The sequence below is a fragment of the Pseudomonas sp. MYb13 genome (assembly GCF_002980075.1).
In the GTDB taxonomy this organism is placed as follows: domain Bacteria; phylum Pseudomonadota; class Gammaproteobacteria; order Pseudomonadales; family Pseudomonadaceae; genus Aquipseudomonas; species Aquipseudomonas lurida.
The window spans coordinates 1-24,684 of record NZ_PCQI01000021.1; the positions used below are offsets into that span (position 1 = coordinate 1).

Below are 24,684 nucleotides of genomic sequence, written 5' to 3' on the forward strand. Positions count from 1 at the left end.
GGATTGGGGTGGGGGTGGTCTCGGCGGCGGAGTTCGGCGCGGACTCACGGGTCTACGCCATGCCGATCCGCGATTGCAGCCAGCGGATGAAAGAAACCCTGGTGTGCCTCAAGGAGCAGAGCTCACGGCGGGTGGTGGCGACGTTCCTCGACATCATGCGCGAGAGTCTTCAGCCCGGCGCCAGCTCGAAGAACGCCTGAATCAGGCGCAGCGACCGGCGCCGCTCCATGCAACCAAGCACATGCCGGTTCACCAGGCCATCACCCAGTAGCGGCACCGCCCGCACGCGAGGGTCCTGGCTGACCTCCATGGACGAGACCACACCGACGCCCAACTCGGCGGCGACGGCTTCGGTCACCGCTTCCCGGCTGTCGAGTTCCAGCAGCACCTTGGGTTTTACACCGGTCGCGGCACACGCGTCATCGAACGTACGCCGGGTGATCGAACTGGGTTCACGCAGCACCATGATCACCTCATTCAATTGCGCCAGGCGAATGCCCCCAGATTGCATCGCCCACGGATGCGCAGCCGGCACCAGCGCGCAGATCCGCGATTCACTCAACGGTTGCAGGTGCAGGCCATTGCGCGGCGCCACTTCGGTGAGCACGGCCACATCCGCATGCTCGGACAACAGCGCCGCCAGGGTTTCCTGGGCATTGCCCAGGCGCAGGTTCACGGTGATCCCCGGGTAACGCGATCGCAGGCTGGCGATCATTGGCATCACCAGGTGCGGGCCGTCCGCTGCCACTTCCAGCCGCCCGGTGAGCAATTGACGGTTGGCCTCCAGCATCGTCTGCGCTTCGTCCACCAGGCCAAAGATCGCCCGGGTGATTGACGCCAGGCGTGCGCCCTCCTCGGTCAACTCGACCCGTCGTGCGGTGCGCCGCAACAACGGGATCTGGTAGTACTCCTCCAGTGCCTTGATGTGCCCGGTCACCGCAGGCTGGCTGATGAACAGCCGTGCGGCGGCACGGGTGAAGCTGCCCTCGCGGGCCACGGCATCGAATGCACGCAGTTGGAACAAATTCATGGCTATCGGCCTCACTGATAGCTCGCATAACAACAAACAATTTGATTGATAACAAGCCAAACTGCAATTTAAGCGCCGTAGCTTCAACCCCCGATGCCTTGCGAGGACTTGAGATGACCACTGCCGCGCCGATCCTGCTGACCCCTGGCCCCCTGACCACATCGAACCGCACCCGCCAAGCCATGATGGTGGACTGGGGGTCATGGGACGACCGCTTCAACCAACTCACGGCCAGCGTATGCGAGCAATTGCTGGCGATCCTCAACGGCGAAGGCAGCCACCATTGTGTCCCCTTGCAGGGCAGCGGCACCTTCGCCGTCGAAGCCGCCATCGGCACCCTCGTCCCGCGTGACGGCAAGGTGCTGGTGCTGATCAACGGCGCGTATGGCAAGCGCCTGGCGAAAATCTGCGAAGTCCTGGGCCGCGAGTTCAGCACCTTCGAAACCGCCGAGGACGAGCCCACTACCGCCGCCGATGTGGACCGTCTGCTGCACGCCGACCCGGCCATCACCCACGTCGCCCTCATCCACTGCGAAACCAGCACCGGCATCCTCAACCCACTGCCGCAGATCGCCCAGGTCGTAAAAACCCACGACAAACGCTTGATCATCGACGCCATGAGTTCGTTCGGCGCGCTGGCAATCGACGCCCGCGAAGTACCATTCGACGCCCTGGTCGCCGCCTCCGGCAAGTGCCTGGAAGGCGTGCCGGGCATGGGGTTCGTCTTCGCCAACAAACAGGCGCTGGCCGCCGCTCAAGGCAATTGCCACTCCCTGGCAATGGACCTGTTCGACCAGCACAGCTACATGGCCAAGACCGGCCAGTGGCGCTTCACCCCTCCTACCCATGTAGTCGCCGCCCTGCACGAAGCGTTGCTGCAGTACCAGGAAGAAGGCGGCCTGATCGCGCGGCATAAACGCTACGCCAGCAACTGCCAGGCGTTGCTCGACGGCATGGCTGAACTGGGACTGCGCAGCTTCCTGCCGGCTGACATCCAGGCGCCGATCATCGTCACCTTTCATGCACCGCGGGACCCGCGCTATCAGTTCAAGGACTTCTACGAACGGGTCAAGGCCAAGGGTTTCATTCTGTATCCCGGCAAATTGACCCAAGTGGAAACCTTCCGCGTGGGCTGCATTGGCCATGTCGACGCGGCAGGGATGCGAGCAGCGGTCAAGGCAATCGCCGACGTGCTGCAAGAAATGGAAGTGTTGGACATTTGATTCCCCCATTACCCACAGGACCTGAATGATGAACTATCAAACCCCCAACACCCTCCAGGCCGTCATCCTCGACTGGGCCGGCACCGTGGTCGACTTCGGCTCGTTTGCTCCCACGCAGATCTTTGTCGAGGCCTTCGCCGAGTTCGACGTGCAAGTGTCCATCGACGAAGCCCGTGGCCCGATGGGCATGGGCAAGTGGGACCATATCCGCACCCTGTGCGACCAACCACAGGTTGCCGAACGCTACCGCAAGGCGTTCGGTCGCACCCCCACCGACGATGATGTGACCGCCATCTACCAGCGCTTCATGCCATTGCAGATCGAGAAGATCGCCGAACACTCGGCGCTGATCCCCGGCGCCCTCGACACCATCGCCCAACTGCGCAAGCAAGGCATCAAGATCGGTTCCTGCTCCGGCTACCCCAAGCAAGTGATGGACAAGGTCGTTGCCCTGGCGGCCACCAACGGCTATATCGCCGACCATGTGGTCGCGACCGACGAAGTGCCCAATGGTCGCCCATGGCCAGCCCAGGCGCTGGCCAACGTGATTGCGCTGGGCATCGATGACGTGGCGGCGTGCGTCAAGGTCGATGACACCGTGCCGGGTATCCTCGAAGGCCGCCGCGCCGGGATGTGGACCGTGGCCCTGACCTGCTCCGGCAATGCCCTCGGCCTGACCTATGAGCAGTTCTGCGCCCTGGAGGCTGCCACGCTGGCCAGCGAACGCAAGCGCATCGAGGCCATGTTCGAAGGCTCGCGCCCGCACTACCTGATCGACACCATCAACGAGCTGCCCGGTGTGATCGCGGACATCAACCAGCGCCTGGCGCGCGGGGAAATGCCGCAGACTCACTGACAGAGGTCAAAACAACCGCATTCAAGCCAGGCAAAGCGCTCAGAACCGGCATACAGTAAACGCACTCCGTCGCCAAAGAACGGAGGTATGCCCTGATGAGTGAGGAACCCAGCGATGCCGTGGAAAAACTCCGATACGCGCTACAGCACCATGTCGATCGCGTTGCACTGGTTGATGGTGGTGCTGCTGGCGGTGGTCTACGCCTGCATTGAGCTACGCGGCCAATTCCCCAAAGGCAGCGGTGCACGAACGTTGATCGTCGAGATGCACTTCATGTTTGGCCTCACCGTGTTTGTGCTGGTGTGGCTGCGCTTGTTCGCGCGCAGCCTGGGGGTGGCGCCGAAAATCGTACCGGCGCCGCCGCAATGGCAGCGCCTGTTGGCAACCCTGATGCACGTCGCGCTCTACGCGCTGATGATCGGCATGCCGATAGCGGGCTGGCTGATTGTCAGTGCCGAAGGGCATTCGGTAATGTTCTACGGCATGGAGTTGCCGCCCCTGATCGGTGAGAACAAGGCGCTGGCCAAGCAGATCGAGGGCTGGCATGTGTGGTTCGGCAAGGTCGGTTATTGGCTGATCGGGCTGCATGCACTGGCAGGGATCGCCCACCATTACATCCTGCGGGACAACACCGCGTTGCGCATGCTGCCGGGTAGGAGCGGGCTTGCTCGCGAAGGTGGCGGGTCAGCCACCAAATCCACTGAACGATAAGCCGCACTCGCGAGCAAGCCCGCTCCCACAGGGGATGCTCGTTAAACTGCAAACCCCCGGCGGCCTTGCAGGCCGCCGGTGTGGACGAAAACCACGCGCGTACCGGGGGTGAAGCGCCCGGCTTCGATCTGCGCCTTCAAGGCCAGTAGCGCCTTGCCGGTGTAGAGCGGCTCCAGAGGCAAACCGCAGGCCTGTTCGGTGGCTTCGATAAACGCGAGCAGCAACGGGTCGACGCTGGCAAAGCCACCGCGGCTGGCGTCCAGCAGTTCATAGCCGCCTTGCACGATGGCCTCCACGTTCTGCGCCACACCGTGGTCTTCCGGCACCGCCATGGCGCCGTACACCGGGTGTGCGCCCGCCTCTGCCAGCGCCAGGCCGGCCAGCGTGGTACCGGTGCCTGCGGCCAGCCACCAGGCGTCGTAGTCCGCCCAACCCAGAGTGTGCAACTGCGCACGCACCTGCTCGACCAGCACCGCGCAACCCAAGGCACCCGCACGGCCTGCGCCGCCTTCGGGCACAGGGTGCAAGCCCGGATACTGCTCGCACCATGGCCGCCAGAAACCGGGTTCATGCCGCGCCCGATAGCCGCCATAGCCCAGCCAATGCAGCTGCATGCCAAAGGCTTTCAGGTCGAGGACGGTGGGGGTGTCTTGCGCATGCCCGCGCAACAGGCCGACGGTGGGGAACCCGAAGCGCTTGCCGGCAGCGGCCAACGCGTGCAGATGGTTGGAGTAAGCGCCGCCCAGGCTGATGAGGCCGCGAGCGGTTGGCGCCTGCGCCAAGTGCCCGGTGAGCTTGAACCACTTGTTGCCGCTGATCAGCGGGTCGATGCGGTCCAGGCGCAGCACAGCCAACTCGACACCGTTCAGCCAATCCAGCTGCAAGGGTTCAAGCGGTGCGTGGGGAAGCCAATCGAAGGGACCCATCGGGAGGGATCTGCCTGGAAAACGGGGCGGTAGTCTAACACCACCCCGCTCGGGGTCTTACAGCTCGGCAGCGAGACGCGAGCCCTGGTTGATGGCGCGCTTGGCGTCCAGTTCCGCCGCCACGTCGGCGCCGCCGATCAGGTGCACGTTCTGGCCTGCCGCGACCAGGCCGTCGTGCAGTTCGCGCAGCGGGTCCTGGCCGGCGCAGATAACAATGTTGTCCACCGCCAGCACCTGGGGTTCACCCTCGGCGCCAATACGGATATGCAGGCCTTCATCGTCAATCTTCAGGTACTCGACGCTGTTGAGCATCTGCACCTGCTTGTTTTTCAATCCGGTACGGTGGATCCAGCCAGTGGTCTTGCCCAGGCCATCGCCGACCTTGGAAGTCTTGCGTTGCAGCAGGAACACGTCACGCGCCGGCGCATGGGGTTGCGGCTTGATCCCGGCCACGCCGCCACGGGCTTGCAGCTGGGTGTCGATGCCCCACTCTTTCCAGAACGCTTCGCGGTCCAGGCTGGTGGACACGCCCTGGTGCACAAGGAACTCCGACACGTCGAAACCGATGCCGCCCGCGCCGATCACAGCCACACGCTTGCCCACCGGCTTGCGCTCAAGGATCACGTCCAGGTAGCTCAGCACCTTGGCATTGTCGATCCCCGGGATCGCCGGGGTGCGCGGCGCGATGCCGGTCGCCAGGATGATCTCGTCATAGCCGCCGGCCGCCAGTTGCGCCACGTCCACACGGGTATTGAGGCACAGCTCCACGTGGGTGGTCTGCAGCTTGCGCTTGAAGTAGCGCAGGGTTTCGAAAAACTCCTCTTTGCCCGGCACACGCTTGGCAATGTTGAACTGGCCGCCGATCTCGCTGGCGGAGTCGAACAGCGTCACCTGATGGCCACGCTCAGCGGCCACCGTGGCCGCCGCCAGACCCGCAGGGCCGGCACCGACCACGGCGATCTTCTTGATCTGCTTGACCGGCAGGTAGTTGAGCTCGGTCTCGTAGCACGCCCGAGGGTTGACCAGGCAGGTGGTCAGCTTGCCGCCAAAGGTGTGGTCCAGGCACGCCTGGTTGCAACCGATGCAGGTGTTGATCTCATCGGCGCGGCCGGCGGCGGCCTTGTTGACGAATTCAGGGTCGGCCAGGAAGGGGCGCGCCATGGACACCATGTCCGCATCGCCCTCGGCAAGAATCTGCTCGGCGATTTCCGGGGTGTTGATGCGGTTGGTGGTGATCAGCGGAATCTGCACCGCACCGCGCAACTTGGCGGTGACCTTGCTGAACGCGCCACGAGGCACCTTGGTGGCGATGGTCGGAATGCGCGCTTCGTGCCAGCCGATGCCGGTGTTAATGATGGTCGCGCCGGCGCCTTCGATGGCCTTGGCCAACTGCACGATCTCTTCCCAGGTGCTGCCGCCTTCCACCAGGTCAAGCATCGACAGGCGGAAGATAATGATGAAGTTCGGGCCTACTGCCTCACGCACGCGGCGCACGATTTCCACTGCCAGGCGCATACGGTTTTCGTAGCTGCCGCCCCAACGGTCGGTGCGATGGTTGGTGTGAGCCGCGAGGAACTGGTTGATGAAGTAGCCTTCGGACCCCATGATTTCCACACCGTCGTACTCGGCGACCTGGGCCAGCAACGAACAGGTGACGAAATCCTGAATCTGCTTTTCGATGCCCTCTTCGTCCAGCTCCTTGGGCTTGAACGGGTTGATCGGCGCCTGTATCGCGCTGGGTGCAACCTGCTTGGGGCTGTAGGCATACCGACCGGCGTGGAGGATCTGCATGCAGATCTTGCCGCCCGCCTCATGCACGGCCTGGGTAACGATCTTGTGCTTCTGCGCTTCTTCGTCGGTGGTCAGCTTGGCCGCGCCGGAATACACCCCACCTTCGTCATTTGGGCCAATGCCGCCCGTGACCATCAGGCCTACGCCACCCCGGGCACGCTCGGCAAAATAAGCTGCCATGCGCTCGAAACCACCGGGTTTTTCTTCAAGGCCCGTGTGCATCGAGCCCATCAGGGTACGGTTGCGCAAGGTGGTAAAACCCAGGTCCAACGGGGCCAGCAGGTGCGGGTAGGCAACAGCGGTCATGGTCAAGCTCCACAACGGATCATCACGGGACGTGGCAGGCTCGAATGGCCTGCCATCGGTTTATGCCCCACAGACTAAGAGGCGCTGGTCGACGGCTCAATGACTGAAACTGACAACTTATTGATCCAAATGCACAGCGGCCCTTGGCAAGCCCGCCCATGGGCCCTACCCTAGTCGGCGAACCCTGCACACGGTCTGTTGTCTGTTCCCCCATGCGTAAACTTCTAGCTTTTACCGTCACCATGGCCCTGGTTGCCGCCGTCGCCGCGTATCTGGTCTGGACCCAGGAGCGCCCCGTGGCGCATTACCTGTCCGACCTGCGTATCACCCTCGCCGTCAACGAAGGCCTGCCTGCCGACCGTGGCAACTTGCTGGGCATCCAGCCGGAGCTGTTTCCGGCCGATTACCAGAGCCTTGAACGCCTGCACCTGAAGCTCGCGGCCTACCTGCAAAAAGCCCGTGACCTGGGGCTGATCAACGACAAGACCATCGTGGTGCTGCCCGAACATATCGGCACCTGGTTGATGCTCACGGGCGAAAAGAACGAGGTGTACCAGGCCCTGCACGTGAAGGACGCGATGAACTGGCTGTCGGTCAGCAACCCGTTGCTGTTTGCGCGCGCCTGGATCAGCGCCACGGGCGACAACCGCACCGATGACGCCTACCTGCGCATGAAAGCCTCTGGCATGGCGCAGGACTACCAGCGGTTGTTTGGCGGCCTGGCCAAGGAGTTCGGCGTCACGCTGGTGGCCGGCTCCATCACCCTGCCCAATCCAAGTGTCAGCCAGGGGCAACTGCAGGTCGGCCATGGCGCGCTGTACAACGCCAGCCTGGTATTCAGCGCTGACGGTTTGCCCGTGGGCCAACCGCAGCGCCAGCTGTACCCGATCTATGATGAACGCGGCTTTATCGAACCCGGTGATGAAAACGTCGTCAACGTGGTCGATGCCCCGGCCGGACGCCTCGGCGTGCTGGTGGGCAGCGACAGTTGGTATCCGGACAACTACCGCAAACTCAACGAACAAGGCGCGCAGTTGATCGCGGTGCCGGCCTTTGTGCTCGGCCGTGATACCTGGGACCGCCCTTGGCGCGGTTTCAAAAGCGTCTCCACCCCAAGCGAAATCAGCCTCAAGCCCGAAGAGCTCAGTGAGGGCGAAGCCTGGCGCCGTCTGACCCTGATCAGCCAGTCCCCCGTCAGCCAGGCCAGCGCGGGCATGAGCGTGTTCCTGCGTGGGCAGTTCTGGGACCTGGGCACTGCCGGGCATAGCTTCCTCAGCAGCCATGGGCAGATCAGCGCCGATGGCGAAGCCCGTGGTGCACGCTTGTTGAATATCTGGCTGTGAAACCGGTGCGGCTGGGGGACCTGTCGGTGGGCTTCGTGCACACCCTGGCCGATGCCATCCACAGCCACGGGCTGGACCCGCAACCGTTACTGCTGCAGTACGGACTCGACCCAGCGCGCCTCGCCGAGGCGGGTGCGCGCCTGTCGATCCCGCGCTACATGCGCCTGGGCCATGCGGCCATCCAACTCACCGGCGACCCGGGCCTGGGCCTGCGCATGGGCCAGCTCAGCCGGTTGAGCCAGGCCGGGCTGGCGGGGGTTACCGCCGCCCAGGCCCCCAACGTGCGCGAGGCGGCGCGCGCGTTGACGCGCTTCGAAGCCCTGTACGGCTCCAATTATCGCGGTCAGTCGAGCTTCGTCGAGGATGCCGAAGGCGCTTGGCTGCGCTTCTATTCCATCAGCCCCTACAACGCCTACAACCGCTTTGTGGTGGACTCGATCATTGCCGGCTGGCTGCATCAACTGTCGAGCCTGGCCCAGCAACCGGTGCAGGCACAGCGCATCGACATCGAGTTTGAAGCGCCGGACTACAGCGAGCACTACAACACGCTGGGCGACATTCACTTCGGCGCCGACGCCAATCAACTGCGCCTCAACCAGCACACCCTGGCGCTGCGCAACCCGCAGCACTGCCCCAGTACCTGGCAATTGCTATTACAGCTGTGCGAGAGGGAATTGGAGCAGTTGACCCGCACTCGCAGCCTGCGCGAGCGCATCACCCGGTTGCTCGGGCCGATGCTCAATGGCGGCCGGGAACCCGACCTGGAAGAAGTGGCGGCACGCCTGAAGCTGCCCACCTGGACGCTGCGCCGCAAACTGGCCGAAGAAGGCACTCAGTTCCGCGCGATTCTCAACGATACCCGGCGCGACCTGGCAATGACCTACATTCGCGACACGGAACTGGCGTTCGGCGAGATCGCCTACTTGCTCGGTTTTGCCTCGGCCCAAGCTTTTCAACGGGCCTTCAGGCGGTGGAACAACCAGACCCCAGGGGAATTTCGCCGCAGTCAGCGGCATTCCGCCTGAGCTCGGTCTTACAGCTCTGTTGCATCGTCTGCCGGTTCCAGCGGGTCTGACTCAATCGCGTGGTACTCGAGCAGTTCTTCCTGGTAATCGTCCATGGCGGACTCCTTGTTGGTGTTAAAAGCGGCTGCTGATTAATGACCTGCACAGCCAGCCTAAAGTGCCGTCATGACGAAAAAATGTCTGCGCCATGACGTTCCTGCACTCAAGGATTAAACGTAGCAGCGTTGCAGGGATTTAGCACCTGGGCTTCGAGATGCTATTGCAATCATTGCAATTGCAATCGTTACCGTATTTCCATTAGGGTAATAGCATTCGTTGCCAGGTGACCCTTTCCATGACCGCCGCTACCGCACACGCCGCGCAGCTCTGTATTGATGCCTTGGGCACCGCCGCCCCCGCCAGCAGTTCCCCGCTGTACACCGTGACAAGCATGGCCAACACCCTCGAATCCAGCCGACAGGCCTGGGTGATACGCGGCCAGTCACGCTCCCGGCGCGCGGGTAACTGGCCCGGATGGTTTGCGCGCAACACCGTCGAAAAACCGTTGCTGTACCTGCACAGCGCGCAGTCGTCAGCGCAACTGAGTGCACTGTCGGACGTCACCCAACAGCGCGGCATTCTGTGCAACGACATCGAAAACCACCCCTCCCGCTGGCCCAAGGGTGCGCAACCTTCCTTGCCGTTGTGGCTGGCCACCCACCCGCGCTGCACTCCGTATGACCCGGCCTCGGGCGAAGAGGCGCGTGCGATTGTGCTGGCGGCGTTGCGTACCCTGTATGTCGACGGCAAGCCCGGGTTCTATTACCTGGCCCTGCATGATCATGAAGGCGCAGCGCCCCTGAGTGAGCAGGACCGTGAAGCCGCGCTCAAGGGCATGTATCCGCTGCAGCGGCACACGCTGGGGGATGTGCGATTGCTCGGCGCAGGCCGGGCGCTTGAAGAGGTGGCGCAAGCCAAGCGCTTGTTGGCACAGGACTGGAATATCACCGCCCAACTGTGGAGCTGCCCCAGCTACACGCGACTGGCCCGCGAGGCCGCTGCGGCCGAACGCTGGAATCGCCTGCACCCAAGGGTGCCCAAGCGCAGCTGCCATTTGCGTGATTGCCTGGCGGGGGATTCAGCGCCGGTCATTGCGGTGACCGGCTATCCGCAGGCGATTGTCGATCAGTTGGCGGGGTATGTGGATGCACGGTTCGTGGCGTTGGGCGCCGGGTCGGTGCAGACGGCGGCGCCGAGTCGGCATTGGGTGGTGGTATCCGCGTTAAAGGCATTGGCGGATGAAGGGCGGATCGATGCACTGCAGGTGGAAGAAGGCATGAAGCGGTACGCCCTGAAATGACGGGAATGCGATCGACAATGAGTGAGCTATCGTTCTCAGCGGTTGCGGCGACTGCGGGTCTGTACGCCCGCTTCCATTGCCAGCCCGGCGGTGCGCTCCAACGCATCCGCAAACCCCTGGCGCTGCTCCGGCTCGAGCTGCGACAGGAATAACTCATCGACCGTGCTTTCGTAGATTTTCCACATCTTTTTACGCAGCACACGGCCGGCCTCGGTGATCGAGGCAAATGCCGCGCGGCCATCGCCGTCGGAGCGCGAACGCACCACCAGGCCGTCTTTTTCCAGACGGTCGACCAGGCGCGTGAGGTTGTAGCGCTCGATGGCGAGCACATCGGCCAGTTCGTGCATGCGACGGGTGCCGTCAGGGCCGCTTTCCAGGCCCCACAGTGCGTCGTACCAGGCGTACGGCGGAAGGTCCGCCTCTGCCAGGCGCCGCTCGATTTCACGGATGACCGTCCTGTGGGCCCTGACAAAACGGAACCATACATCCGGCTCTTTCGACGACATGCAACACCATCCGGGGAATTTCAAGAAGGTTGCAATAGTAGCTCATCCCGCGCTAGATTCGGTCATGTAGTTGCAATTGCAATCACTTTGCCGACACTCCCACAAAGAGCCCGTCACTTGACATCCGCCTACCCTGGAGCCTCACATGACCCCGAACAACGCAGTCAGACGCGACGACGACCCTCAGGAAACCCGCGAGTGGCTGGAGTCCATCGAATCGGTGCTGTCCACCGAAGGCCGCCCACGCGCCCACTACCTGATCGATCAGTTGCTGGATTTCGACGTGGCTCGCCATGGTGACTTCTACGGGCGGGTGACCACGCCGTACGTCAATACAATCCCGGTGGACCGCCAACTGCCCTACCCCGGCAACCTGGCCATCGAACGCCGCACCAATGCGTTTATCCGCTGGAATGCCATGGCGATGGTGTTGCGTGCCGGCAAACACTCGGGTGTCGGTGGGCATATCGCGACCTATGCGTCAGCCGCGGTGCTGTACGACGTCGGCTTCGACCACTTCTTCCGTGGCCGTACCGACAGCTTTGACGGCGACCTGGTGTACATCCAGGGCCACTCCTCACCCGGTATCTATGGCCGGGCCTACCTGGAAGGCCGTATCAGCGAAGCGCAGCTGGACAACTTCCGCCGCGAGGCCGGCGGCGACGGTATTTCGTCCTACCCGCACCCGCGGCTGATGCCAGACTTCTGGCAATTCCCCACCGTGTCCATGGGCCTCGGCCCGATCACCGCGGCCTACCAGGCGCGCTTTATGCGTTACCTCGAATTGCGCGGCCTCAAGCAACACCAGGGCCGCAAGGTCTGGGCCTTCCTCGGTGATGGCGAAATGGACCAGCCGGAATCCCTGGCCGCCATCTCCCTGGCCGGGCGCGAGAAGCTCGACAACCTGATCTTCGTGGTCAACTGCAACCTGCAACGCCTGGACGGCCCGGTGCGCGGCAATGCCAAGGTGATCCAGGAATTCGAAAGCCTGTACCGCGCCGCCGGTTGGAACGTGATCAAAGTGATCTGGGGCAGTGGCTGGGATGCGCTGCTGGACAAAGACCCGAGCGGCCTGCTGCGTCAACGCATGATGGAATGCGTGGACGGCGACTATCAAAACTACAAGTCGCAGAACGGCGCTTATGTGCGCGAGCATTTCTTCGGCAAATACCCGGAATTGCTCGCGCTGGTTGCGGACATGTCCGACGACGAAATCTGGAAACTCTCACGGGGTGGGCATGACCCGGACAAGGTCTACAACGCCTATGCGGCTGCCGTGCGCCACACGGGCCAGCCCACCGTGATCCTGGCGAAAACCGTCAAGGGTTTCGGCATGGGTGAAGCCGGCGAAGGCCAGAACATCAACCATCAATTGAAGAAGATGGGCGCCGATGCGGTAAGGGCTTTCCGCGATCGCTTTGGCCTGGAAGTCGCAGACGACCAACTCGCCGACATTCCCTACCTCAAGCCCGCGGCCGACAGCGAAGAAGCCCGCTACTTCGCCGCACGCCGCCAGGCATTGGGCGGCTACGTGCCGGCGCGCCACAGTGCGGTCGAGCCCTTGCAGATTCCCGAACTCGCCGCCTTCGCTACCCAGCTCAAGGACACCGGTGAACGGGCGATCTCCACCACCATGGCCTTCGTGCGGATCCTCGGCACCCTGCTCAAGGATCCACACCTTGGCAAACTGATCGTGCCCATCGTGCCGGATGAATCGCGCACCTTCGGCATGGAAAGCCTGTTCCGCCAGATCGGCATCCACTCCGCCGTAGGCCAGCTCTATACCCCACAGGATGCGGGACAACTGAGCTACTACAAGGAAAGCAAGGACGGTCAGATCATGCAGGAAGGCCTGAATGAGTCTGGCGCCATTTCCTCCTGGATTGCCGCGAGCACGTCCTACAGCAACCACGGCCTCATGACGGTGCCGTTCTACATTTTCTATTCGATGTTCGGTTTCCAGCGGGTCGGCGACCTCGCCTGGGCCGCAGGCGATGCGCGGGCGCGTGGGTTCCTGCTGGGGGCCACGGCCGGGCGTACCACGCTGATGGGCGAAGGCTTGCAGCATGACGATGGGCACAGCCATATCCTGTCGTCGGTGATCCCATGCTGCGTGTCCTACGACCCGACGTTTGCCTACGAGTTGGCGGTGATCATTCGCGAAGGCATGCGGCGGATGTATGTGCAACAAGAGGACATTTACTACTACATCACCCTGCTCAACGAAAACTACCCGCACCCGGCAATGCCTGAAGGTGTGGAAGAGGGCATTCTCAAAGGCCTGTACCGGCTCAACACCAGCCCCCTGGCCCAGGTGCAACTGATGGGCAGTGGCTCAATCCTGCGCGAAGTGATCGCGGCGGCCGAGTTGCTCGAGAAAGACTTCGGCGTGCACAGCAACGTGTGGAGTGCAACCAGCCTCACTGAATTGCGCCGTGACGGTCACGAGATGGAGCGCTGGAACCTGCTTCACCCGCAGAGCGAGCCAAGGGTGAGTTATGTGGAGCAATGCCTGGCCGGGCAAACGGGGCCGGTGGTGGTGGCGACGGACTACATGAAGCTCTTCGCCGACCAGATCCGCCCCTTTGTACCCGACCGACGCTGTGTGGCGCTGGGGACGGACGGCTTCGGCCAGTCCGATACCCGTGAAGCCCTGCGGGCGTTCTTCGAAGTGGACCGGCATTTCATCGCACTGGCAGCCTTGAAGGCATTGGCGGATGACGGCGTGATCGGTCGTGAAAAAGTCAGTGAAGCCATCAGCCGCTACGGGATCAACGTCGACAAGACGAACCCCGTAGCCGTCTGAGTTACTGCGCAGGCGTCGGCAGGGGCGGGATCGCTTCTGTCGGCGGTGGCAGGTCCGGGTTGCTGGTTGCGGGCGCAGGTGCCGGCTCTGACTGCGGCGCGATCGGCGCGGTCTCGGCGGGCGGCGTGACGGGTTCGGAAACGGCCGGTTGCGAAACCGCAGGCTCTTCCTTCGGCGCCTCGACCTTCTCTGCAGCCGGAGCGGCTTTAGGCTCCGGCACACCCAGCTCGGTTTTCGGCTGCTCGGGAATGTGCTCGGCCTTCTTCACTTCCTGGGGCAGGAACACATCCACCAGCGCAAAGTAACGTTCGTAGAACTTCGGCGCCGAGACGGTCTCACTCGCCACCTTCACCATCGAATCATCGGTGGAGCCGATCGGCATCGACACCGAACCCAGCACGCCCACCCCCAGGCTCGCGGAGTTGTTGACCTTCTTCAGCGCGTAGCGATCCTGCAGGGCGTTGGCGAACATCGTCGAATGGTTGGTGCCTTTGCCATCGTCGGCACACACCACGTTGAAGCTGATCTGCAGGTGGGTCTCGCCGGTCTGCTGGAAGCTCTTGTTCCCCACGACCAGTTTCGGATCACTGCTGGTGATGATGTAGCCCTGGCTCAGCAAGGCGCGTCGTGCGGCTTCGCACGCCGCCACATCAGTTACCGGGTAATCCCGGGAAAACGTACCGGAGTCGTCGAAATTCTCATGTTCATAAATAGCGGTCTTGGGTGACGAGCAGCCCGCGGCGCCCGCCAACACCAGCGCCAACCCGAGGCTACGCAAGTGAAATGATGTCGACATTGAAAATCCTGAGGAAAACGGTCCGGGCGGTATTGTGCAACAGAAAGAGGCCTTGGCGCGCGCATTCCTGTCGGTAAAACGTCACAGCCTTAGATTGCAACACCTGCAGGAAAAAGGCCTGCACACATATGGTCAATAAACACACGCAATTTGACCGAGGCATGGCGACTTGATGGCCACAACATCCAGAAACTGCCTCGGTGTTCCAGGTAGTCATCCAGCACGCGTTGCAGGCGCCCATCGGCAACGGCCTGGTTGACCATATAGTCCGGCAGGCAGGCTATGCCCAACCCTTCGTGCACCACATGGTTCAGGGACTCGATGGTGGTGCTGACCAACGGCGTGCGCAAGACGGGCTCCGAGGCGCCGGCTGCCAGGCGCAAAGGCCAGGGCTCCAGCTTGCCCGTGGCGCAGAATTTATGGCGCAGGCAGGCATGTTCGCTCAACTGCTGCGGCTGCTGCGGAGTCCCGTGCTGGCGAAAATAGCCGGGAGTGCCCACCAGTACCAACTGGTAATGCCCCAGGTGACGCGCCATCAAGCGCGAATCCTCCGGTTTACCGGTACGGATGACGGCGTCGAAGCCTTCCTCAATCACGTCCACCATGCGGTCGGAAAAGTCCACATCCAGTTCGATCTCCGGGTAGGCCCGCATGAAATCGCTGAGCACCGGCATCAACAGGCCGCGCACTTGCGGCACGCTGACGCGCAACTTGCCACGGGGCGCGCCGCTGGCCTCCGTGAGTTCGCGCTCGGCCGCTTCGACCTCGGCCAGGATACGCCGCGATCGCTCCAGGAACAGCGCGCCTTCACTGGTCAGGGTGATGCTGCGGGTGCTGCGGTGAAACAGCCGCACGCCCAGGCGCTCTTCCATGCGTGCGATGCTCTTGCCGACGGCCGAAGATGACACACCCAGTACACGCCCGGCGACGGTAAAGCTGCGCGTCTCTGCCACCTGCACGAATACCGAAAGGCTCCCCAAGCTGTCCATGATCCTGCCCCGAGTATTAAGGACACTGAAGTCCGATAAGTTCGGAACCTTAGCCTGTTTTTCCGCCGGCCACAGCCCCCTACTCTGCCCGCTTGCCCTTTTACATGGATAGCGTGCGATGACATCCCTCACCGATTCCCCCGTGACAGCCCAAGAAGAAACGTTGCCGCTGGGCGGCTTGTTAGCCTTGGCAAGTGCTGGCTTTATCACCATCCTCACCGAGGCCATGCCCGCCGGCCTACTGCCACAGATGGGCGAAGGCCTGGGCGTGTCACCCGCGCTGGTCGGCCAGTTGGTCACGTTGTACGCCCTTGGCTCACTCGTGGCCGCCATCCCGCTGACGCTGTTGACGCGCGGCTGGCGACGCCGTCCTTTGCTGCTGGCAGCGATTGGCGGCTTTGCCCTGGTCAACAGCGTGACCGCCCTTTCCAGCCACTATGGGCTGACCCTGGTGGCACGCTTCTTCGCCGGAGTATTCGCCGGGCTGCTTTGGGCACTGCTGGCCGGCTATGCCAGCCGAATGGTTGCGCCCCACCTGCAAGGTCGGGCCATTGCCGTGGCGATGCTGGGCGCGCCACTGGCGCTGTCACTGGGTGTCCCCGCAGGCACCTTCCTGGGTGCCGCCGTTGGCTGGCGCCTGAGCTTTGCGGTCATGACCGCGCTGACGCTGGTGCTACTGATTTGGGCGCGCCTGCAACTGCCGGACTTCGCTGGCGAACGGGCGGGAAAACGACTGGGCCTTCACCAAGTGTTGACCCTGCCGGGGATTCGTCCGGTGCTCTGGGTGACGTTTACCTACGTCCTGGCCCACAACATTCTCTACACCTACATCGCCCCACTGCTGGTGCCGGCGGGCATTGCCGCCGATATCGACCAAGTGCTGCTGGTGTTCGGCCTGGCCGCGTTGGTGAGCCTCTGGCTGGCCGGCGCTTTGATTGACCGGTGGCTACGCACACTGCTGCTGATCAGTTGCGCACTGTTTGGCCTGGTTGCCTTGGCAATGGCGTTCTGGATGAACCTGCCAGCGGTCATCTACATCGCCGTGGCGTTGTGGGGCCTGGCGTTCGGCGGGCTGCCAGCGCTGCTGCAAACGGCGCTGGCCAAATCGGCAGGCGAGTCGGCGGACGCCGCGCAATCGATGCTGGTGACGGTGTGGAACCTGGGCATCGCAGGTGGCGCACTGGTGGGCGGCGTGTTGCTCCAGGGGTGGGGCATCACCGCATTTGCGTGGGCGGTGGTGGTGCTGATGCTACTGGCCTTGGCCGGTGCGCTACAGGCGGCGCCCCAACAACTGGCCCGGCCACCCTTCCAGATCGAACGTTGAGATACGCTGATACCCGCACGACTGATAAAAACGTACCAGATCACCCGTGCCGCCGGCGTAGCAGTCCACACGCAGGCGCATCACCCCGGCGGCGCGGGCACGCTCATCGGCGAAGGCCAACAGACGGCGCCCCAATCCGCGCGCACGCGCATCACGCGCTGCGATCAGCAATCGCACATAGACCTCCGGCTCGGAAGCAGCCGGCACGTAAGGCATTGGGTCACCCAGCACAAGGGCCGCCAGGATACGCCCGTCGGACGCCTCGACCACCCAGGCCCCCGGCAACGCACAGGCCTGTGTGACTTGCTCAACTCGGCGTGGCAAGGCCGACCAGGGCTCAATGCCCCATTGAGCGTTATTGCCCATGCCAACGAACCAGGCAATTACATCATCAAACACGTGCAGCACTGCCGGGGCATCCGCTGCGCTGGCGCGACGGATAACCCAGCCTTCTGTTCCTTGAATGGACACCCTTGACACTCCTTGGTCGGTGTTAACGAACGCTGAGTCTAGCGCACATAAAAAAGCCCCCGGTCTTTTCAGGCCGGGGGCTTCTTGTTCAAACCGACATCAGTACTTCTTGATGTCAGCCTTGGTTTCCAGCTGTTTGCGGTAGGCCGCGAAGTCCTGCTGACCCACACGGGAAGCGAGGAAGCGGCGATATTGCGCCTTTTCTTCGTCGGTTGGGGCAGCAGCTTCGTTGACGCCGTTCAAGCGCACGATCACCAGGCTACCGTCAGCCAGGGTCACAGTGGTGAAGGTCGGCTTGTCCTTGGCCGCAGGCTTGGGCATGCGGAACAGGGCTTGCAGCACGGCCGGGTCGATCGCTTCCTGGCTACGGGTAGCCGCTTCAGTGACCTTCCAGGCCTGGCCGTCGACCGGCTGGTTCAGTGGGGTCTTGCCATCACGCAGGCTGGCGATCAACTCGTCAGCGTGAGCCTTGGCAGCAGCGCTGGCGCGCTCCTTGGCCATCTGCGTACGAATCGCCGCTGCAACGCTTTCCAGCGGCAGTTGCGAAGGCTTCAGGTGCTCTTTGGCACGCAGCACGATGATGGTTTCCGGGTCGAGTTCGATGGCGGTGCTGTTGGCACCCTCATCCAACACTTCCGGGCTGAACGCAGCGGTGACCACGGCACGGTTGGCCGCAACACCTTCGCCACCATCACGGCCAAACGGCGCCGAGGTGTGGACGGTGAGCTTCAGGTCGGACGCTGGCTGAGCCAGGTCAGACGCTTCGAATGCCGCATCTTCCAATTGCTTGGTCGCTTCGACAAAACGCTGCTCGACTTGCTGGGTCTTGAGCTCTTTGGTCAGCTTGTCTTTCAGGCTGGCAAACGTCGGTACTTGCGGTGCTTCAACGCCCAACAGCTTGATCAGGTGCCAACCGAAGGTGCTGCGCACCGGCGCCGAAACCTGGTCTTTGTTCAGCGCGTACAAGGCTGCTTCGAAGTCCGGGTCATAGACGCCCGGGCCAGCAAAGCCCAGATCGCCGCCATTGTTGGCCGAACCTGGATCTTGGGAGAACTCCTTGGCCAGGGCTTCGAACTTCTCACCCTTGGCCAGGCGTGCCTGGATTTCTTCGATCTTGGCCTTGGCTTGCGCGTCGGTGACCTTGTCGTTGACTTCAATCAGGATGTGCGCGGCACGACGCTGTTCAGCGAGGTTGGCAGTTTCTTTCTGATAGGCAGCCTGCAGCTCTTCGTCCTTCACGGCAACCTGGTCGAAGAAGGAAGACTTCTTCAGTTCCAGGTAGTCGATGACCACTTGATCAGGGGTCATGAACTCTTTGGCGTGCTGGTCGTAGTAAGCCTTGACCTCGTCGTCGGTGAGTTTCACCGCGGCAGGGTTGGCCTTGATATTGACGGTCGCGAAGTCGCGGGTCTGTTTTTCCAGACGGGCGAATGCCAGCACTTCGGAATCGGTGACGAAACCGCTGCCGGCAATACCTGCGCGAACCTGGCCGATCAGCATTTCCTGGGTCAGCATCTGACGGAATTGCATACGGCTGTAGCCCAGCTGACGGATCACCTGGTCAAAGCGTTCGGCGCTGAACTTGCCGTCCACCTGGAATTCCGGCGTTTGCAGGATCACTTGGTCCAGCGCAGCTTCAGAGAAGCCAAACTTGGAATCGGCGGCGCCTTGCAGCAGCAGCTTGCGATCGATCAGACCCTTGAGGGCCGCTTCGCGCAGCAGTTTTTCGTCCAGCAGGGAAGCATCGAAATCCTTGCCCAGCTGTTGCATCAGCTGGCGACGTTGCATGTCGACGGCCTGGCTCAGTTCGGTCTGGGTGATCTCTTCACCGTTGACCTTGGCCACGTCCTGCTTACTGTTACCCGAAGCCTGGAAAATGGCTTCGATACCGGTGAACGCCATCAATGCGACGATGATCCCGATGATGGTCTTGGCAATCCAGCCTTGTGAATTGTCCCTGATATTTTGCAGCATGCGTCCCCCAGAAACGGTTGAACTTCAAAAATAGGCAACCGTGGAGCGTGGGTAGAGTCCGGATAGAAGAAAGGCGCATCCGAGGATGCGCCTTCTCGTAACTGGCGGAGCGGACGGGGGTTTGAACCCACACCCCCGGCGTGGCGACCCGTTGGATACGTGGGTCAGCTGCCGCTCCGCTGCCAGGTCGAACCTGCGTTCGACCCGGGTAGGCAAAGGCTTGATCGAGGCTTAGTTAACGGCTTCTTTCAGGGCTTTACCGGCTTTGAAACCTGGTTTCTTGGCAGCAGCGATTTGCAGTGCTTTGCCAGTCTGTGGGTTACGGCCAGTGCGAGCTGGGCGGTCAGTCACAGAGAAAGTACCGAAGCCTACCAGTACCACGGAGTCGCCGGCCTTCAGAGCGCCAGTGACGGATTCGATTACTGCATCCAGCGCACGGCCAGCAGCAGCTTTCGGGATATCAGCGGATGCAGCGATAGCATCAATCAGTTCCGACTTGTTCACTCTAAGTCCCCTTATATATCTATTGAGTATGATTCTAAGTTTTTTGGTGAAAGCAAAAACCAGTGCTGAATGGCCTACAGACACTTAAGAGCCGCTTTATAACAAGGGCTCTAAAAAGCTGTCAAGGAAGCACCCAGGCTTTAACGCATTAATGCGTGCTAATTCTTTCCTTGGAATCAGACTCGCGTTTTTCGTCCTTTGCAACTATCTCCGGAGCCACATCCGGCAAGGGCTCCGGCGCGTATTGCAGCGCAATTTGCAGGACCTCGTCAATCCATTTAACCGGTTTAATCTGAAGATCTTGCTTGATATTGTCAGGAATTTCCTTCAAGTCGCGAACATTCTCTTCAGGAATGATCACGGTCTTGATGCCACCCCGGTGTGCAGCAAGCAATTTCTCTTTAAGGCCACCGATGGCCAACACCTGGCCACGCAGGGTAATTTCCCCGGTCATGGCGACATCGGCGCGCACCGGAATGCCGGTCAATGCCGAAACCAGGGCCGTGCACATGCCTACGCCAGCGCTAGGGCCGTCTTTCGGGGTCGCCCCTTCCGGCATGTGGATGTGGGTGTCGTGCTTCTCGTGGAAGTCCAGGGGAATCCCCAGGCTCCTGGCACGGCTGCGCACCACGGTCTGGGCGGCGGTGATGGATTCGACCATTACGTCACCCAGGGAACCGGTCTTGATCAGTTGGCCTTTACCTGGGATCACCGCGGCTTCGATAGTCAGCAACTCGCCGCCCACCTGGGTCCACGCCAGGCCAGTCACCTGGCCGACCTGATCCTGCTGCTCAGCCAGGCCGTAGCGGAATTTACGCACGCCCAGGAAGTGCTCCAGGGAGTCAGCCGTGACCTTCACCGAAAAGCGTTTTTCCAGTGCATGTTCCTTCACCGCTTTGCGGCAGATCTTCGCAATCTGACGCTCAAGGCCCCGCACACCGGCCTCGCGGGTGTAGTAACGCACGATGTCACGGATGGTCTCGACCTCGAATTCGATCTCGCCCTTCTTCAGGCCGTTGGCCGAAATCTGCTTGGGCGCGAGGTACTTGACGGCAATGTTGATCTTCTCGTCTTCGGTGTAGCCCGGCAGACGAATCACCTCCATCCGGTCCAGCAACGCTGGCGGGATGTTCATGGAGTTGGAGGTGCACAGGAACATCACGTCGGACAGGTCGTAGTCGACTTCCAGGTAATGGTCGTTGAAATTGTGGTTCTGCTCGGGGTCGAGCACTTCGAGCAAGGCCGACGCAGGATCGCCACGCATGTCGCTGCCCATTTTGTCGATTTCATCGAGCAGGAACAGCGGGTTGCGAACGCCCACCTTCGTCATCTTTTGAATCAATCTTCCCGGCATCGAACCGATGTACGTACGGCGATGACCACGAATTTCCGCTTCATCGCGTACGCCGCCGAGGGCCATGCGCACGAATTTACGGTTGGTGGCGTTGGCAATCGACTCGGCCAGGGAGGTTTTACCCACCCCAGGCGGGCCCACCAGGCACAACACCGGACCGCGAATTTTCTTCACGCGTTTCTGCACGGCGAGGTATTCGAGAATGCGCTCTTTGACTTCCTCGAGGCCGTAATGGTCGGCGTCGAGGATGTCTTCAGCGCGGGCCAGATCCAGGCGCACTTTGGTCTGCGCCTTCCACGGCACCTGCACCAACCAGTCGATGTAGGAGCGCACCACGGTGGCTTCGGCCGACATCGGCGACATCTGCTTGAGCTTGTTCAGCTCGGCGGTCGCCTTGGTGAGGGCGTCTTTAGGCAGGCCGGCGGCATCGATGCGCTTTTTCAGCTCTTCGATTTCGTTGTGGCCTTCCTCGCTGTCGCCGAGTTCTTTTTGAATGGCCTTCATCTGCTCATTCAGGTAGTACTCGCGCTGGCTGCGCTCCATTTGTTTCTTCACGCGACCACGGATGCGTTTCTCAACCTGAAGCAGGTCGATCTCGGCATCCAGCAGCGCCAGCACGTGCTCAACACGTGCCGACAGGTCGATGATTTCGAGGATGTCCTGCTTCTGCTCGATTTTCAGCGCCATGTGCGCGGCCATGGTGTCGACCAGGCGGCTCGGCTCATCGATGCTGTTGAGGGAGGACAGGACTTCAGCCGGGACTTTCTTGCCCAACTGCACATACTGCTCGAATTGCGAAAGCAGGCTACGTACAAATACTTCGGACTCGCGCTCCGGGGCCTCGACTTCGTCGATCAGCGCCACTTCAGCGCGCAGGTGGCCATCGACCTCCATGAAGCGCTCGACCGCGCCACGCTGCTCACCTTCCACCAGCACCTTGACGGTGCCATCAGGCAGCTTGAGCAATTGCAGCACGGTAGCAATGGTACCGACGCGATACAGGGCGTCTTCGCCTGGATCATCGTCAGCAGGATTTTTCTGGGCCAACAGCAGGATCTGCTTGTCGCCCGTCATCGCGGCCTCGAGGGCTTCGATAGACTTCTCGCGCCCCACGAACAGCGGGATAACCATGTGCGGATAAACGACGACATCGCGCAACGGCAGGAGAGGCAATTCAATGGTTGTCTTCATGATTTCGCCTCTATGACAGTTGAAAAGTAAGCTTGAAACCAAGATGGGGGCTGCATGCAAAAAAAACAAGCTTATTGCCAGCAGTTAAGCGCAGTAAACGTCCTGGCGTAAAAAACGCCGCAAAAACAAAGGGGCCCCTGGAGGCCCCTTTGTTCATACCGAAACTGCGCAACGCTTACGCGTCTGGCGCAGCCTTGGCAGTCGGCTCACTGTTTTCGTAGATATACAGTGGCTTGGACTTGCCTTCTATAACGCTTTCGTCGATCACCACTTTACTCACCTCGGACTGCGAGGGGATTTCGTACATGGTGTCGAGCAAGACGCCTTCAAGAATCGAACGCAGGCCACGTGCACCGGTCTTGCGCTCCAGTGCCCGCTTGGCCACTGATTTGAGTGCATCGGTACGGAACTCGAGGTCTACACCTTCCATCTCGAACAACTTGGCGTATTGCTTGGTCAGGGCGTTCTTCGGCTCGGTGAGGATCTGAATCAGAGCGGCCTCATCCAGTTCGTCCAACGTAGCCAGGACCGGCAGACGGCCAACGAATTCCGGGATCAGACCGAACTTGACCAGATCGTCAGGCTCGACTTCACGCAGGGACTCGCCCACCTTCTTGCCTTCTTCCTTGCTGCGCACTTCTGCACTGAAACCGATGCCACCACGGGTGGAACGCTGCTGGATAACTTTTTCCAGACCGGAGAACGCACCGCCACAGATGAACAGGATGTTGCGCGTATCAACCTGAAGGAATTCCTGCTGCGGGTGCTTGCGGCCGCCCTGGGGCGGTACGGAAGCAACCGTGCCTTCGATCAGTTTCAACAGCGCCTGCTGCACGCCTTCACCGGAAACGTCCCGGGTGATCGACGGGTTGTCCGACTTGCGCGAGATCTTGTCGATTTCGTCGATGTAGACGATACCCATCTGGGCCTTCTCAACGTCGTAGTCGCACTTCTGCAGCAGTTTCTGAATGATGTTCTCGACGTCTTCACCCACGTAGCCAGCCTCGGTAAGGGTGGTGGCGTCGGCGATGGTGAACGGAACGTTCAGCAGGCGAGCGAGGGTTTCTGCAAGCAGGGTTTTACCCGAGCCTGTAGGACCGATCAGCAAGATGTTGCTCTTGCCGAGTTCAACTTCATCGCCTTTCTTGTCACGCTGGTTCAAGCGCTTGTAGTGGTTGTATACCGCTACGGCCAAAACCTTCTTTGCACGCTCTTGACCAATCACATACTGGTCAAGGATGCCGCTGATTTCTTTAGGCGAAGGCAATTTATGCGCACTGCTCTCGGCCTGGGCTTCCTGCACCTCCTCACGGATGATGTCATTGCACAGGTCGACGCATTCGTCGCAGATAAACACCGAGGGGCCGGCAATCAACTTGCGTACTTCATGCTGGCTTTTGCCACAGAAGGAGCAATAGAGCAGCTTGCCGTTGTCCTCGCCGTTGCGGGTGTCAGTCATTCGTTCGATCCAAATCCGATAGGCTTGCAACACAAGATGAAGGCTTATGCGGGCTTTTTCAAGCCCGCCAGTGGTCGGACATGCCGACCAGCCCTATTTTGAGTGGCTTATGTTAAGCGGGGCGCTGACTGATCACTGCGTCGATCAGCCCATATTCCTTGGCCGCTTCGGCGCTCATGAAGTTGTCGCGGTTGGTGTCGCGCTCGATTTCTTCCAGGGTACGCCCGCTGTGCTTGGCCATCAGCGTGTTGAGACGCTCACGAATAAACAGGATTTCCTTGGCGTGGATTTCGATGTCCGACGCCTGGCCCTGGAAACCGCCCAATGGCTGGTGAATCATCACGCGCGAGTTAGGCAGGCAGAAACGCTTGCCCTCGGCACCTGCTGTCAGCAGGAACGCGCCCATGCTGCAAGCCTGGCCGATGCAGGTGGTCGACACGTTAGGCTTGATGAACTGCATGGTGTCGTAGATCGACATGCCTGCAGTCACCGAACCGCCCGGGGAGTTGATGTAGAGATGGATGTCCTTGTCCGGGTTTTCCGCTTCAAGGAACAGCAGCTGCGCACAGATCAGGTTGGCCATGTAGTCCTCTACCGGGCCCACCAGAAAGATCACTCGCTCCTTGAGCAGGCGCGAGTAGATGTCGTAGGCGCGTTCGCCACGAGCGGACTGCTCGACAACCATCGGGATCAGGCCGCCTGCGGCCTGGATATCAGAGTTCTGCTGAATATAGGAATTACGGAACATGCTCTGCAGTTA

Annotated in this window: 20 protein-coding genes and 1 pseudogene; 9 read left to right on the plus strand and 12 right to left on the minus strand. The window is 61.4% G+C overall.

Going from position 1 to position 24,684, the window contains the following annotated elements:
• Positions 1-200 (plus strand): annotated as a pseudogene (locus tag CQ002_RS25340) (LysR family transcriptional regulator); the annotation flags it as partial.
• Here CQ002_RS25340 and CQ002_RS25345 read toward each other — a convergent pair.
• Positions 170-1,030 (minus strand): LysR substrate-binding domain-containing protein, encoded by an 861-nt coding sequence (locus tag CQ002_RS25345; protein WP_034107227.1) that lies wholly within the window; start codon positions 1,028-1,030, stop codon positions 170-172. The pseudogene CQ002_RS25340 and the gene CQ002_RS25345 sit on opposite strands and share 31 nt — an antisense overlap.
• Before the next feature lie 113 nt (positions 1,031-1,143).
• On the opposite strand from CQ002_RS25345, the gene CQ002_RS25350 reads away from it, so the two are divergent.
• The 3 genes from CQ002_RS25350 to CQ002_RS25360 all read left to right on the plus strand — a co-directional run bounded on the left by CQ002_RS25350 (position 1,144) and on the right by CQ002_RS25360 (position 3,820).
• On the plus strand, positions 1,144-2,253 hold the full coding sequence (locus CQ002_RS25350; RefSeq protein WP_069077732.1) for a 2-aminoethylphosphonate--pyruvate transaminase: 1,110 nt from the start codon (positions 1,144-1,146) through the stop codon (positions 2,251-2,253).
• A gap of 28 nt (positions 2,254-2,281) precedes the next feature.
• On the plus strand, positions 2,282-3,109 hold the full coding sequence (phnX, locus tag CQ002_RS25355; RefSeq protein WP_069077731.1) for a phosphonoacetaldehyde hydrolase: 828 nt from the start codon (positions 2,282-2,284) through the stop codon (positions 3,107-3,109).
• A 114-nt stretch (positions 3,110-3,223) separates the two neighbouring features.
• Positions 3,224-3,820, plus strand: coding sequence for a cytochrome b (locus tag CQ002_RS25360; RefSeq protein WP_052211127.1), 597 nt, complete (start codon positions 3,224-3,226; stop codon positions 3,818-3,820).
• Positions 3,821-3,861: 41 nt separating this feature from the next.
• Here CQ002_RS25360 and CQ002_RS25365 read toward each other — a convergent pair whose 3' ends face one another.
• Positions 3,862-4,746, minus strand: coding sequence for a 1-aminocyclopropane-1-carboxylate deaminase/D-cysteine desulfhydrase (locus CQ002_RS25365; RefSeq protein WP_034107234.1), 885 nt, complete (start codon positions 4,744-4,746; stop codon positions 3,862-3,864).
• 57 nt (positions 4,747-4,803) lie between these two features.
• Positions 4,804-6,843 (minus strand): NADPH-dependent 2,4-dienoyl-CoA reductase, encoded by a 2,040-nt coding sequence (locus CQ002_RS25370; protein WP_105162520.1) that lies wholly within the window; start codon positions 6,841-6,843, stop codon positions 4,804-4,806.
• Positions 6,844-7,055: 212 nt separating this feature from the next.
• Here CQ002_RS25370 and CQ002_RS25375 point away from each other — a divergent pair, with 212 nt between their 5' ends.
• The 3 genes from CQ002_RS25375 to CQ002_RS25385 all read left to right on the plus strand — a co-directional run bounded on the left by CQ002_RS25375 (position 7,056) and on the right by CQ002_RS25385 (position 10,550).
• Positions 7,056-8,186, plus strand: a complete 1,131-nt coding sequence (locus CQ002_RS25375; RefSeq protein ID WP_034107238.1) for a carbon-nitrogen hydrolase family protein — start codon at positions 7,056-7,058, stop codon at positions 8,184-8,186.
• The gene (locus CQ002_RS25380) at positions 8,183-9,211 is read left to right on the plus strand and encodes an AraC family transcriptional regulator (protein WP_034107240.1); all 1,029 of its coding nucleotides are present in this window, start codon (positions 8,183-8,185) and stop codon (positions 9,209-9,211) included. Before CQ002_RS25375 ends, CQ002_RS25380 begins: the two co-directional genes overlap by 4 nt.
• Positions 9,212-9,545: 334 nt before the next feature.
• A complete protein-coding gene (locus tag CQ002_RS25385) occupies positions 9,546-10,550 on the plus strand; it encodes a pyruvate dehydrogenase (RefSeq protein WP_105162521.1) in 1,005 nt (334 codons plus the stop codon).
• Positions 10,551-10,585: 35 nt separating this feature from the next.
• Here the strand turns inward: CQ002_RS25385 and CQ002_RS25390 are convergent, their stop codons facing one another.
• Entirely contained in the window at positions 10,586-11,056 is a 471-nt protein-coding gene (locus tag CQ002_RS25390; protein WP_034107244.1) for a MarR family winged helix-turn-helix transcriptional regulator, read from the minus strand.
• Positions 11,057-11,201: 145 nt separating this feature from the next.
• Between CQ002_RS25390 and aceE the strand changes: the two genes are divergently transcribed.
• A complete protein-coding gene (gene aceE, locus CQ002_RS25395) occupies positions 11,202-13,862 on the plus strand; it encodes a pyruvate dehydrogenase (acetyl-transferring), homodimeric type (protein ID WP_105162522.1) in 2,661 nt (886 codons plus the stop codon).
• Between the two features lies 1 nt (position 13,863).
• Here aceE and CQ002_RS25400 read toward each other — a convergent pair whose 3' ends face one another.
• Together CQ002_RS25400 and CQ002_RS25405 are read right to left on the minus strand one after the other, a co-directional pair.
• On the minus strand, positions 13,864-14,658 hold the full coding sequence (locus CQ002_RS25400; RefSeq protein WP_034107251.1) for a DUF2242 domain-containing protein: 795 nt from the start codon (positions 14,656-14,658) through the stop codon (positions 13,864-13,866).
• 89 nt (positions 14,659-14,747) lie between these two features.
• On the minus strand, positions 14,748-15,647 hold the full coding sequence (locus CQ002_RS25405; RefSeq protein ID WP_034107253.1) for a LysR family transcriptional regulator: 900 nt from the start codon (positions 15,645-15,647) through the stop codon (positions 14,748-14,750).
• A 118-nt stretch (positions 15,648-15,765) separates the two neighbouring features.
• Here CQ002_RS25405 and CQ002_RS25410 point away from each other — a divergent pair, with 118 nt between their 5' ends.
• Positions 15,766-16,971: an MFS transporter gene (locus CQ002_RS25410; RefSeq protein ID WP_034107256.1), complete on the plus strand. Its 1,206-nt coding sequence runs from the start codon at positions 15,766-15,768 to the stop codon at positions 16,969-16,971.
• Here CQ002_RS25410 and CQ002_RS25415 read toward each other — a convergent pair.
• The 6 genes from CQ002_RS25415 to clpP all read right to left on the minus strand — a co-directional run bounded on the left by CQ002_RS25415 (position 16,918) and on the right by clpP (position 24,672).
• Entirely contained in the window at positions 16,918-17,442 is a 525-nt protein-coding gene (locus tag CQ002_RS25415; protein ID WP_069077723.1) for a GNAT family N-acetyltransferase, read from the minus strand. The two genes, CQ002_RS25410 and CQ002_RS25415, sit on opposite strands and share 54 nt — an antisense overlap.
• Positions 17,443-17,541: 99 nt before the next feature.
• Positions 17,542-19,416 carry a SurA N-terminal domain-containing protein gene (locus tag CQ002_RS25420; RefSeq protein WP_069077722.1) on the minus strand — a complete coding sequence of 625 codons (1,875 nt, stop codon included), beginning with the start codon at positions 19,414-19,416 and terminating at the stop codon, positions 17,542-17,544.
• A gap of 231 nt (positions 19,417-19,647) precedes the next feature.
• Positions 19,648-19,920: an HU family DNA-binding protein gene (locus CQ002_RS25425; protein ID WP_003174819.1), complete on the minus strand. Its 273-nt coding sequence runs from the start codon at positions 19,918-19,920 to the stop codon at positions 19,648-19,650.
• A gap of 148 nt (positions 19,921-20,068) precedes the next feature.
• Positions 20,069-22,465, minus strand: a complete 2,397-nt coding sequence (lon, locus tag CQ002_RS25430) for an endopeptidase La (protein ID WP_034107265.1) — start codon at positions 22,463-22,465, stop codon at positions 20,069-20,071.
• Positions 22,466-22,640: 175 nt separating this feature from the next.
• Positions 22,641-23,924 (minus strand): ATP-dependent Clp protease ATP-binding subunit ClpX, encoded by a 1,284-nt coding sequence (gene clpX, locus CQ002_RS25435; RefSeq protein WP_003238279.1) that lies wholly within the window; start codon positions 23,922-23,924, stop codon positions 22,641-22,643.
• A gap of 112 nt (positions 23,925-24,036) precedes the next feature.
• The gene (clpP, locus tag CQ002_RS25440) at positions 24,037-24,672 is read right to left on the minus strand and encodes an ATP-dependent Clp endopeptidase proteolytic subunit ClpP (protein ID WP_105162523.1); all 636 of its coding nucleotides are present in this window, start codon (positions 24,670-24,672) and stop codon (positions 24,037-24,039) included.
• Positions 24,673-24,684 lie beyond the last annotated feature (12 nt).